General features: G+C 40.5%; 7 protein-coding genes. 3 read left to right on the top strand and 4 right to left on the bottom strand.

The annotated features are described in order from the left end of the window. Positions 1-228 precede the first annotated feature (228 nt). The gene (locus ESV85_RS20980) at positions 229-1,161 is read right to left on the bottom strand and encodes an aldo/keto reductase (protein ID WP_146921128.1); all 933 of its coding nucleotides are present in this window, start codon (positions 1,159-1,161) and stop codon (positions 229-231) included. Between the two features lie 257 nt (positions 1,162-1,418). Between ESV85_RS20980 and ESV85_RS20975 the strand changes: the two genes are divergently transcribed. Next, complete coding sequence (locus ESV85_RS20975) at positions 1,419-3,659, top strand: c-type cytochrome (protein ID WP_146921127.1); 2,241 nt, start codon at positions 1,419-1,421, stop codon at positions 3,657-3,659. Positions 3,660-3,721: 62 nt separating this feature from the next. On the opposite strand, the gene ESV85_RS20970 is transcribed toward ESV85_RS20975, so the two are convergent. Further along, positions 3,722-4,801, bottom strand: coding sequence for a serine hydrolase domain-containing protein (locus tag ESV85_RS20970; RefSeq protein ID WP_146921125.1), 1,080 nt, complete (start codon positions 4,799-4,801; stop codon positions 3,722-3,724). 237 nt (positions 4,802-5,038) lie between these two features. On the opposite strand from ESV85_RS20970, the gene ESV85_RS20965 reads away from it, so the two are divergent. Further along, the gene (locus ESV85_RS20965) at positions 5,039-7,117 is read left to right on the top strand and encodes a S9 family peptidase (protein ID WP_146921123.1); all 2,079 of its coding nucleotides are present in this window, start codon (positions 5,039-5,041) and stop codon (positions 7,115-7,117) included. Between the two features lie 362 nt (positions 7,118-7,479). On the opposite strand, the gene ESV85_RS20960 is transcribed toward ESV85_RS20965, so the two are convergent. Continuing rightward, positions 7,480-8,292 (bottom strand): amidohydrolase family protein, encoded by an 813-nt coding sequence (locus ESV85_RS20960; RefSeq protein ID WP_146921121.1) that lies wholly within the window; start codon positions 8,290-8,292, stop codon positions 7,480-7,482. Between the two features lie 238 nt (positions 8,293-8,530). Continuing rightward, complete coding sequence (locus ESV85_RS20955) at positions 8,531-9,190, bottom strand: metal-dependent transcriptional regulator (RefSeq protein ID WP_146921119.1); 660 nt, start codon at positions 9,188-9,190, stop codon at positions 8,531-8,533. Between the two features lie 111 nt (positions 9,191-9,301). Here ESV85_RS20955 and ESV85_RS20950 point away from each other — a divergent pair, with 111 nt between their 5' ends. Next, positions 9,302-11,581: a TonB-dependent receptor gene (locus ESV85_RS20950; RefSeq protein ID WP_146921118.1), complete on the top strand. Its 2,280-nt coding sequence runs from the start codon at positions 9,302-9,304 to the stop codon at positions 11,579-11,581. Positions 11,582-12,473: the final 892 nt, after the last annotated feature.

Raw genomic sequence — 12,473 nt, 5'->3', positions numbered from 1 at the left:
GCCTTCGACTTCGCTCAGGCTGACACCGTTATCTCTCTTTTGTAAGTTCTATACTTTTATTACTCAGTCTGACACGATTGTCACCCTGAGCGGAGTCGAATGTCACCCTGAGCGGAGTCGAAGGGTTACTTCTAACAAACAGATCGATTCACTTCCCGACGAATCGGGACAGGCTCTCCGTTGTTTGCGATGAACGCCACTTCCGTCTCCCGTCTTCGGTCTCCCAGCTTATATATTATTCTCCGCTTTCCCTTCAAACCACATTTGGTTTTTGACAGGAGCTACCATAGTTTCGATTTCTTCCAAAAGGCCATCAGGAATTCGGAAATCAAGCACGCTTACATTTTGAGTGATGGTAGCAAGATCACACATACCCACGATTGTGGTAGTAATATCAGGATGATCCAAGGCATAGCGAATAGCCACATCGCTGAGCTTCACTCCATACTTCGCACAAAGGCTAAGTAGCTTCGATTGCATATCCTTCATAGCCTGAGGAGATCTATGCCATTCAGGAAGTGGAGCATCCGAAAGTATGCGCTGCATCAAGGGAGCAGCATTCATCAGGCCGAAGCCTTTTTCTTTCGAAAGTGGCACCAATTCACGATTAATTTCATCTTCCAAAAGATTATAATGCGCCCAAGACAATACTGTATCTACTTCAATATTCCGAGTGATTTCAGCTAGATAGTTTACTGGCAATCCAGTTATTCCTATGAATCGGGCTTTACCGGATTCTTTGAGTTTCACTAGCGTAGGCCAGGCTTCATTTAGGATTTGCTCTTTGTCCACAAACTCAATGTCATGAAGCTGGAGGAGATCGACGTAATCTGTTTTCAGTCTGGAAAGAGATTCATCTACACTTTTCAGAATTCTCTTTTCAGAAAAATCAAATTCCTGTAAGTCATATCGACCACATTTTGTAGCCAAAATAACTTGGTCACGCTTTCCTTCGAGGGCATTTCCAAGTCGCTTTTCCGCCAGAGTAAGGCCATAAAAGGGAGAAACATCGAAAAAATTCACACCATGATCGATCGCATAGTCGACGGCTCGATATCCGTCTTTTTCGTCAGAAACATTGAAAACATCTCCCATAGGCGATGCTCCAAATCCAAGAATAGACAAGTCCATTCCTGTGTTTCCTAACTTTCTGTATTCCATAAATTAGGTTATTGTCGGGGTTGTAACTTTACAAATCCAATATATGGAGATTTTATGAGGAGGGAAATCCAATTGTGGCTGAGTGGAAAAGATTATGCCTTTATCGGGTTTACTATACAAAATCTACTTTCCAAGTAAGTATTGGTAGTGGGTTATACTTTTTTTATCCGATGGAAAGTGTCCTATATTTAAACGTAATTAATCTATGTCTGAGGATTTAGAAAGATAACTCCAAACCTAAAACCCAAAATCCCCTAATGAAAAAACTGCTCTATCTGCTCGGGCTTTCTTTGACTTTTTATGCTTGTCAAAAACCAGACAAAATATACCTAGAAGAGATTTACGAAAAGCCAGTAATTGATGCCAATCCTGAGCTAAAGGTGCTTTCACCGGAAGAATCTCTAGCGAGGATTCACGTTCCCAAAGGATACAAAGTTGAACTTGTTGCCAGTGAACCGATGATTGCCGAACCGATTTCTATCACTTGGGATGGAAATGGGAAAATGTACGTAGCTCAGATGAATACCTACATGCAGGATGTAGATGCAGGCAATGAAAATGAACCTTGGAGTAAGGTCATGATGCTTGAAGATACTGATGGAGATGGCAAAATGGATAAAAGCTCCATTTTCATAGATAGTCTAGTTCTTCCAAGGATTGTTTTGCCGCTAGATGATCGTGTGATTGTAGGAGAAACGTACAATCGAAATTTGTATAGCTATCGTGATACGAATGGAGATGGTGTTGCAGATGAAAAAATTCTTTTGCTCGAAGATACAGTCCGGGATAATCGAAACCTGGAGCATCAGGATGCCAATTTGCTGTGGAGCATAGACAATTGGCTATATGTATCCAATAAGCCTTTTAGATACAGATTTGTAGGTGATAAAATTCTCAGAGATACACTTCCAGAGCCTTTGCCTGGTCAATATGGGCTAAGCCAAGATGAAGAGGGTAGGTTGTTTTTCTCCAGGGCTGGAGCAGAAGTGCCGGCATTGGGATTCCAACAGCACCCTAGTTACGGGCAATTGGAGCTGAAGGAACAATGGGATGAAAGTTTTATGGAGCCATGGCCGATAGTAGGAAATCCAGATGCGCAAGGTGGTCCAAGAAGAATGAGACCTGAGGATAACACATTGAATCGCTTTACGGGAGTGTCGGGACAGGAAGTTTATCTAGGCGATAAAATGCCTAATGCCTACGGTGATTTATTTATTCCTGAGCCAGTAGGGAGGCTGATCAGACGTGCGAAGGTTATTCATAAGGATGGAAAAATCACTTTAGAAAATGCCTATGATCAAGCAGAATTTCTAGCTTCCACGGATCCGCTTTTCAGGCCTGTATTCACCGCGACTGGACCAGATGGAAGTCTTTATGTCGCAGATATGTATCGGGGAATTATTCAAGAAGGCACTTGGGTAGGAAAAGGAAGTTATTTACGTGGAATCGTGGATGAGAGAGGCTACGATAAGTTTTATCAAAGAGGAAGGATATATCGTGTTTATCATGAAGATATGGTTCCTGGGCCCAAACCAGAACTTCTGGAAAAATCTGCTCACGAATTGATCCCTTATTTAGCTCATCCGAATGGCTGGTGGAGAATGACTGCTCAAAAATTGATCATCCTGAAAAATGATCAATCTGTCGTGTCCACATTGAAAGATTTGGCAATAGATAATGAAGGATTTTTCAGGAAGTTATTTAATCCTGATTTGAATTTCGGTTTAGAAAGGCTTCATGCACTTTGGACACTTGAGGGATTGAATGCCATCGACAAAGAGGTGCTTAAGGATGCTATGAAAGATGCGGATTATAGAGTCCGTGCAGCTGCAATTAGAATTTCTGAACCCTATTTGAAATCAGGCGATGTGGAAATGTTTGAAGCATTAGACAACATGAAGTCTGATGATAATCCAGAAGTTTTGCAGCAGTTGGTACTAAGCGCAAGAATTGACAATGATGGTACACAGGAAATGGTAAAGTATATCAGTAGCCGATTCCCTCAGAATGAATTATTGCAAATAACTACAGGAGAAAATCTAAACCCATCATTTGATGAATTGCAAGCGCTAAAAGAAAAACATAAACTAAAGGGTGAGGGTGCTATTCAAATCGTGAATGGCTATAAAATATTTCAGGATTATTGTTCCTCCTGTCACGGCACCGATGGGAAAGGGAAGGATCAATTGGCTCCCTCACTTGTAGGGTCTCCGAGAGTACAAGGGGATGTAATCACTACCACCAAAATCCTTCTTCATGGATTGACCGGGCCAGTGGATGGGAAAACCTATAATGGACCGATGGCTCCAGTAGCTCAATACAATAATGTGGAAATCTCGGATATTCTCAGCTACATCCGGGCTGAGTTGAATAATTCAGGAACAGTCTGGAGAGGAGTGGTAGGCAATGTGCGGGAAGCGTATAAAGACAGGGATGAATACTGGACGATCAAGGAACTTGAGAAAAACCCAGGTCTTCCTTCCTCGAGTAATCGCTAGCAATTACTAAAGATCTTTATTGAATAGTTCAATTGAAGCCTGTAGCACCTAGCTACAGGCTTTTACTTTTCCATGGTCAGAATCGCTATATCTCTTGTCAATACTGTAGGTGAATTGCAATCGCAATTACTCAATCCGATCACATAGATATCTTCTTTTGGCAAATACACCCCCATGGATTTGAAGCCAAAAATGCTACCTCCGTGCTCATAGCTCAGTGATTCACTTAAGCTACTGATGTTCCACCCGTAACCATAATCGATTTTCTCTCCATTGTTTAAGGAGTAGTTTTCAAAAGCTGTTACCATGGTTTCTGGCTTCAAAAGGATGTTGTTTTTGATCGCTTCATTCCATTTCAGCATATCTTCTACGGTAGACATCAGCGAGCCAGAAGAATAGGGTAAACTCAAGCTGATGTAATTTCTATTTACATATTCATCCTTTTGATGATAGCCGTAAGCACGGTTTGGGATCACTTGGGAATGGCTCGCATATTGCGAAGAGTTCATTTCGAGTTTTTGGAAAATGTTTTTCTCAATAAAATCAGCATAAGAATCACCCGAAAGAATTTCGATGATATTTCCCAAAATCACATAGCCTGAATTGTTGTATTTGTACTCTTCACCAGGGTCAAAATCCATGGGTTCGTTTTTGAAAAAATCAATCAATTCCATTGGGGTAAGATCTTGCTTTTCAATAGTTCGAAGAGATTTCATGCTGGTAAAACTTTTGATCCCGGAAGTATGTGTGAGCAAGTGATGAACAGTAATGGTTTTGCCATGAGTAGGGTAGTCGGGGATGAATTTGGTGATCTCATCATCCAATTGGAGCATTTCTTGCTCCATCAGCATCAAAATAGCAACAGCCGTGAACTGCTTCGTCATGGAGCCAATTTCAAAGACATTATCGGTGTTCATTGGGACATTCAGCTCAAGGTTTGCCTGTCCAAAAGCTTTCTTATAAATAGGCTTACCAGCTTTGGCAACCAAAAAAACGGCACCTGGACCTTCAGGAGAAAAAGTACTTTCAAGCAATGAATCAATCTTAGATTCCAGCGATTGGGAATAAACCTGCTGGTGGAATTGCAAACAGAAGAAAGCACTGGCAAGAAGGAAATGTGTAAAAGTAGAGATGGATTTCATTAGGAGTTAAATTGATTCATCTCTTGGATGCCGCTTGTTGCCTATTGGTTACAAAATCACCAATTGTGAGCCGCTTCACTGAAGTTAGATTTCTCTTAGCTCATCTTATTTCTTGTGAAAAGAGGTGTTTAGATCAGGACTTATCAGCTTATTACTAACCTATCGTATATTTCTACCTGCTTTTTACGGCTAAAAATAGTATCATCGCAACTAGAATAAATTTAACCCAAATATCATATGAAGAATAAGTTCTTCCTTACAATGGCAGCAGCTTTAGCCACTACCGTTTCTGTTTCGCAGGCTCAGGACAAGCTGAAAAGCATGCCTGGCCATGAACAATACCAAAAAATAGCACCTCAGATTAGATCTGCTGTAAAACCAGGCAGTCTTAATGTAAAGTGGGCTGAAGATGGTAAATCATTTGAATATGTTGAAAATGGAAAACTTCAATCCTTTTCTGTAAAAACCAAAAAGGTGACTGAGGGGGGGGATATCCCAAGACCTGAGCGTAGATCTTTTAATCGTCCTGCTCGTGGTCGTCAGTTTGACGCTGCAGAGTCTCCAGATGGAAAACACAATGCCTTCACCGAGGATCGCAACATGTACCTCAGCAATGCTGACGGCAGCAATGTAGTCGCTATCACTACAGATGGTAACGAGGAAAATCAGGTGAAATACGGTATCGCTACTTGGGTGTATGGTGAGGAATTGAGCCAGAACACTGCTATGTGGTGGTCTCCAGATGGCAGCAAAATCGCCTTCTACAGATTTGTAGAGAAAGATGTGAAGAAATATTATGTACTTCTAAATCAATTGAGTTTATATGATTCTCTTGAGGTGGAAGCCTATCCTAAGGTAGGTGAGCCAAATCTCCCAGTAGATTTGATGGTTTATGATTTGGCTACCAAAAAGGTAACGGAATTGGATATCCGAGATGGAAAGCCATATAGTGACGGCGATCTGGGAACTTATATTTATGATATGTCTTGGACTCCTGATGGCAAAGAATTGCTTTTCCACAGCACTAATAGACGTCAGAATATCCTTGAGCTCCGCGCGGCAAATCCAGAAACAGGCAAAAGCAGAACTGTAATCCGCGAAGAATGGCTTCCAAGTTTCGTAGAGAATTCACCAGAAATGAATGTTTTGGCTGATGGGAAACACTTCATCTGGGCTTCCGAAAGATCCGGTTTCAACAATTACTATCTGTACAATTTTGACGGAACACTAGTCAATGCAATCACTTCTCATCCTTTCGAAGTATCCAATATCGTGAAAGTAGATGAGGCTAATAAGACGCTTTACTACATGGCTCGCAGTGGTGAAAACCACATGATGATGCAGCTTCACAGAGTTCAATTGGATGGTTCAAAAGACACACGCTTGACTGATCCTGCTTTCAATCACTCAGTGACTATTTCTCCTGACGGAAAATACTTTGTGGATATCGCACAAACTCACGACGTGGCTCCATTCACTAATTTGGTTGATGCGAAAGGAAAAGTGGTAGCTGAATTAGCGAAAAGCGACATGAGCAAGTTTGAGGAATTGGGTTTGAAAAAAGTGGAGGTATTCACCTTTACTTCCAAAGACGGGGTGACGGAATTGCATGGTATGATTCATTTTCCATCTGATTTTGACCCAAGTAAAAAATACCCTGTGATCCTCAGTAACTACGGTGGACCAGCTACAAACGCATTCAGAGAGAATTTCACGTTGCCAGATCCATTGACTGAATATGGCTTTTTGGTATTGAATATTGATGGACGAAATGTCAAAGGTCGTGGCAAGAAATTGCTTGATCAGTTGTACGGAAATCTAGGTTTGGTAGAAATGGATGATTTTGCCGAAGGCATCAAGTCACTTCATGATCGCCCATATTTCGATAAGGATAGAGTAGGAGTTTATGGAACTTCATACGGTGGAACTACAGCTGCTTCTATGTTGCTGAGATTCCCTGAGCTTGTTCACGCGGCTGTAGCCAATTCTTCAGTAACCGACTGGAGACTGTATGACAACATCTACACTGAGCGCTTTATGAGTACGCTTGAAAATAACGAAGAAGGTTATAATAGATTCAGCTTAATGAATATGGCTGATCAACTTGAGGGAGAATTATTGGTTTTCTTCGGTACAGCTGACAACAACGTACACCCAGCCAACTCACTTATGCTGATCAAAGCATTTCAAGATGCAGGTAAAAGCATAGAAGTTCAGGTTGCGCCAGATGGCGGTCACACTGCCTTGAACAGAGATAGAATGATGGAGTTTTTCATCGAGCATTTGGTGACAGATTACAAAAAAGTAGTTCGTTAATTACGAGTTTTGATTTCATGAAAAACCACCTGTTGAGCAATCGGCAGGTGGTTTTTGGTTTTAACCGCAGAGTACGCGGAGGATAACGCAGAGGTCGCTATTGTCAGGTTGAGTAAAAAAAGTATAGAACGTACAAAAGAGAGCTGCCGGTGTCAGCCTGAGCGAAGTCGAAGGCTCTTTTAAAGTAAGTGAAGTTTTTGTCCTCGATCCCGATAGCTCGGGACGCTCGGACTGACACGATCTGCCTTAAAAAATATAATCCGTCATTGGTAGCATAATTGAAACTAGTAATTACAACTTTTACCTCCAACCATATTATTTGGATCTCGAGGGTAAATTTATGATTTCTGATAACCTCAATATTACTTAAAACTATTCACATCGAGTTTGAATAATTCTGCAGCATTTTTCCAAAGGATCAATTCTTTCTTTTCCTGTGGTAGATCTAGATTTTTCATGAAATTCAAATAGGATTTCATGGAAGAAATAGGCCAATCTGTTCCATAAAGCAGGTACTTTGGATTTCCTGCATAAGTGATCATTTGCTCCAGTTCATTTTTCATCCAGCGCTCAAACTTCTCCGAGAAATCTCCCAGTACCAAACCTGAAAAATCCGCATGAACGTTCTTGTTTTTGTAGGTTACTTCCATGCAGTCTTTGATCCAGGGATTACCTACATGACAGATCACAATTTTTAATTCAGGATAATCCACCGCCAAATCATCGTGATGAATAGGGTGGGAATATTTTACCCGTCCTGTTGGTGCATAGGTGTCACCCGAATGAAACATCACTGGTACATCATATTCTATCGCCATGTCATAAACTACCTTCATCCGCATATCATTTGGATAAAAAGGCTCGTAGCCAGGATAGAGCTTTAATCCCTTAATTAGACCAGCTTCCAGATATTTTGCAATTTCCCGTAAGTCATGGTGGTTGTAATTCAGATAGCTGATTCCTGCTACCACGCCTAGATTTTTCCTGTTTGCTATCGCCTCAACCACCTTTTTGGTGCTTGGTCTGTGCTCATTGACTTTGTATGAAGTGAGCACGAGAGAGTAATCTACTTGATTCTCCTCCATAGTATCGGTCAATTTATTTAGGCAGTCTTCCAGTGAAACTACACGGTCTTCATGGTAATTATTGATGTGGGTATGTACGTCTATGATCATGTTTTGAAAATTGATTCCTGCAAAATGTAACAAATATTTGACCAAGGGGAAAAAAGTAATCATTAGTTTGGATGGTGCATAGGGTTTTAAAGATGAATTATAGGCATAAAACCTCATTTATCAGATCTATAGTTTTACCATTGGGGTGGGACTTTTTAGCTGAGAATTTTAGAGATTTAAAATAGAATGATTCATAAAGAACCCACATCACTTTTCTTGCAGAAGATTTTGATTAAGGTTACTCCACTACTTTAACCAATAGCTTCTCACAAACTTTTTCTGAAAGTGTTTCACTGTTGTGATTTAAGTAACTGACTACAATACTTTGATCGTAAGCTTCTTTGGATCGAATCGTAAGTTCTATTCCCAAACTGAGATTCCGGCCATTTAGAAATTCCAGAAATTCTGTCGATGAGTTGGTGAGCCCTGCAAGCTTCACCAGTTGACCAGCTTTGCAATCTGAAAGACTGAGATAATTAATTTCCTGTATTCGACCTAGCTTGTCGGGAATTGGCGAGCCATGCGGATCGATAGTAGGATAACCCATCATCTCATCCATGCGCTCGAAAAATTTTGGAGCGTGAATATGCTCTACCTGCTCGGCTATCTCGTGCACCTCCTCCCAACCAAAGCCCATTTTATTTACCAGAAACATCTCTGTAAGTCTATGCTTACGGATAACTAGTGCTGCGTCTTTTTTACCTTCTGGAGTGAGTGTGACAGGCTTATACTTTTCGTAGATCAACCACCCATTTTTTTGGAGGGTCTTCACCATACTATTTACCGTCGGCATGCTCACTTGCATCTGAGAAGCGAGCTCGGAGATATTGACTTCCCCTTTCTCGTTAGCGAGGTTAAAAAGTGATTTCAGGTAATTCTCTTCCGTTTGTGATGCCATGATCTATTGCTTTAGTATTCAAATATGAGGAAATAAATTTGAAAACAATTTTGTTAGATTAATCTAACAATATAGCTTTGTCGTATCTAATTCAGAATTAACTCCCAGTCTATGAGATATCAATACAACCTTTTAGTATGCTTTTTACTTTTCTCCCTAGATGCTTTTGGACAAAATTATGCTCTGAATGGCAGAGTTTTGCATGAGGGAGAAGCTGTAGAATTTGCAAACGTCTATGTGAAAGGTTTAGCTAAAGGTGCAGTGACAGATGTAAATGGCGCTTTTTCCATAGAAATTTCTACTGCAGGAACATTTACAGTTCAAGCTTCCATGGTAGGTTTCAAATCAGCACAAGCGAAGGTGACTATTCCCCAAAGTCAGAGCGAATTAATCTTTCAATTGGAAGAAATGGATGGTGGTTTGGATGAGGTTGTAGTGAGTGGAACCATGCAGGAAGTATCAAAATTAGATAGCCCTGTACCTGTGGAAGTGTATTCAGCTAATTTCTTTCGAGCTAATCCTACGCCTTCCATCTTTGAATCTCTTCAAAATGTAAACGGCGTTCGTCCTCAGATCAATTGCAATGTTTGCAACACCGGCGATATCCATATAAATGGACTGGAAGGGCCATATACTATGGTCTTGATTGATGGAATGCCGATAGTGAGTGGTTTGGCTACCGTGTATGGTTTGACAGGAATTCCACAGGCGCTGATCGATAGAGTGGAAGTGGTGAAAGGTCCAGCATCTACACTATATGGATCAGAGGCAGTTGGCGGTTTGATCAATGTGATAACAAAAAAGCCAGAATCTGCACCGTTAGTTTCAGCCGATTTCTTTGGCACTGGTTGGGGAGAAATGAATCTGGATCTCGGTATGCGATCCAATTGGGGTGAAAACATTCAGTCTCTGACAGGCTTAAATGCCTTTTATTACGACAATCCTATAGACAATAACGGTGATGGCTTTACGGATGTGACACTTTCTAAGCGTATTTCCTTTTTTCAAAAAATCAATGTTTTGCGACCAGAAGACAGGCTTTTTACCATGGCCGGAAGATATGTCTATGAAGATCGCTGGGGAGGCGAAATGAACTGGACGAGTGCGGATCGGGGAGGAGATGAGGTTTATGGTGAAAGCATCTATACCAGTCGATGGGAGACTTTTGGTACTTGGCAATTACCAACTTCCGAAACAATGAATTTTCAGTTTTCTGTAAATGGGCACAATCAAAATTCAGTTTACGGGACTACGATTTATAAAGCGGATCAATACATTGGTTTCGGTCAGTTGACATGGGCTAAAACTGTTCAGAAACATAATCTATTGCTTGGTTTGGCTTATCGCTATACATTTTATGATGATAATACTTCGGCTACTTCTGACCTAGTTACAGATATAAATTCACCTTCAGTCATTCATTTACCGGGAGCTTTTCTGCAAGACGAAATCAAGTTGACTGAAAGTCAGAGTTTGCTTCTAGGCGTTCGATACGACTATAACTCTATCCATGGCTCGATTTTTTCGCCGCGTGTGAATTACAAACTTTCCTCCGCCGACAAGCACACGGTTTTTAGGCTTTCTGCAGGAAATGGCTTTCGTGTAGCAAATGTGTTTACCGAAGATCACGCTGCACTTACTGGAGCTAGGGAAGTTGTCTTTACAGAGGAATTGAAGCCAGAGCAAAGTTGGAATATGAATGCCAATCTGGTGAAGAAAATCTACACGGATATGGGGACTTTTATCGGGCTAGATGGCTCGGCATTTTACACTTATTTCATCAACCGAATTATCCCAGACTATGAGACGAACCCAAATCAGATCATTTATTCCAATTTAAATGGCTCAGCAGTTTCGAAGGGAGTATCTCTAAATATAGACGCTGCCTGGCCGAACGGTTTGAACGTGACCGCAGGAGGAACACTTATGGATGTGAGTATAGAAGAAGAAGGTATCAAAACCCGTCAGTTGCTTACAGAGCGCTTTTCCGGTGTTTGGTCGGTTGGTTATGATATCTTTCAATTGGGTTTGACTGTCGATTATACCGGAAATGTATATAGTCCGATGCGTTTACCATTGTTGGGTCCATTGGATGACAGACCTGCTTATTCTCCTTGGTACAGTATTCAGAATATACAGTTGACAAAGAAGCTTGGTGAGAAATGGGAAGTATATGGAGGAGTAAAAAATCTCCTGAATTTCACGCCTGCGGCAAATTCTATAGCTAGGTCTTTTGATCCTTTTGATAAAGGAGTTGAGTTTTCTCCAAATGGAACAGTGATTCCAACGCCAAGTAACCCAAATGCTTTAACCTTTGATCCAACCTATGTGTATGCTCCCAATCAAGGAATAAGAGGTTTCTTAGGAGTGAGGTTTACTGTTTCCGATTGAGGGTTTTAACCACAATGTTCACAGAGGAGGAAGCAGAGAGCACTATTTAGGTTTTAGACTTTCTTTTGATAATTGAGTTTGATAATTAATAATGGAATATTTCTCCATCTACTCACCTAGAAAAACATAGAGATAATTCTGCTTTAAGTGCGTTTAATTCTCGTGCAAAGACTTTGATTTCTTTATGCCTTTTGTGGTTCAAAATAATCTACCACAAAAGGCATAAAGAGAACAAAGTTATTAGATCCACTATTGAGTGCTGACTTGCCTTTTATTAATCTATGAGAGCTATGTTTCTATGTGGTTTAATCTTTTTTACCAAATAGGAACATAGAAAAACATAGAGAATATCTTCTTGGACGGCTAATTCTCATTTTGAGCTTTATGTCCTTTGCTCCTTTTGTGGTTCAAAATAATCTACCACAAAAGGCATAAAGAGAACAAAGTTATTAGATCCACTATTGAGTGCTGACTTGCCTTTTATTAATCTATGAGAGCTATGTTTCTATGTGGTTTAATCTTTTTTACCAAATAGGAACATAGAAAAACATAGAGAATATCTTCTTGGACGGCTAATTCTCATTTTGAGCTTTATGTCCTTTGTTCATTTTGTGGTACAAAAATAATCTACCACAAAAGGCATAAAGAGAACAAAGGAAATTATGTTCCTCTCGAAGGTTGAGTCTACGATTTTAGCGTTATGAAAAGAGATTAGTAGAGAACATCGTAGGGGCGAAAAATCTTTCGCCCCTTATTTTTTATCTATGTCTCGTCCTGAAATAAGTTGACACCAAATCGACTTATTATGGAAAAAGAAAACCTCTCTAGTGTCAAGGGGAAAAAGCGTTCGCAACGTGATTACAATTTAGGCTTTAAATTGACCCTGATTTCC

The organism is Algoriphagus aquimarinus, assembly GCF_007997215.1.
GTDB classification, from domain to species: domain Bacteria; phylum Bacteroidota; class Bacteroidia; order Cytophagales; family Cyclobacteriaceae; genus Algoriphagus; species Algoriphagus aquimarinus_A.
Note: the sequence above shows the minus strand (reverse complement) of the source record. Positions and strands in the feature narration are given on the sequence as shown.

Excerpts from the sequence above, each read along its gene's own strand:
- ESV85_RS20980 (WP_146921128.1), bottom strand. The coding sequence starts at position 1,161 with ATGGAATACAGAAAGTTAGGAAACACAGGAATGGACTTGTCTATTCTT.
- ESV85_RS20975 (WP_146921127.1), top strand. The coding sequence starts at position 1,419 with ATGAAAAAACTGCTCTATCTGCTCGGGCTTTCTTTGACTTTTTATGCT.
- ESV85_RS20970 (WP_146921125.1), bottom strand. The coding sequence starts at position 4,801 with ATGAAATCCATCTCTACTTTTACACATTTCCTTCTTGCCAGTGCTTTC.
- ESV85_RS20965 (WP_146921123.1), top strand. The coding sequence starts at position 5,039 with ATGAAGAATAAGTTCTTCCTTACAATGGCAGCAGCTTTAGCCACTACC.
- ESV85_RS20960 (WP_146921121.1), bottom strand. The coding sequence starts at position 8,292 with ATGATCATAGACGTACATACCCACATCAATAATTACCATGAAGACCGT.
- ESV85_RS20955 (WP_146921119.1), bottom strand. The coding sequence starts at position 9,190 with ATGGCATCACAAACGGAAGAGAATTACCTGAAATCACTTTTTAACCTC.
- ESV85_RS20950 (WP_146921118.1), top strand. The coding sequence starts at position 9,302 with ATGAGATATCAATACAACCTTTTAGTATGCTTTTTACTTTTCTCCCTA.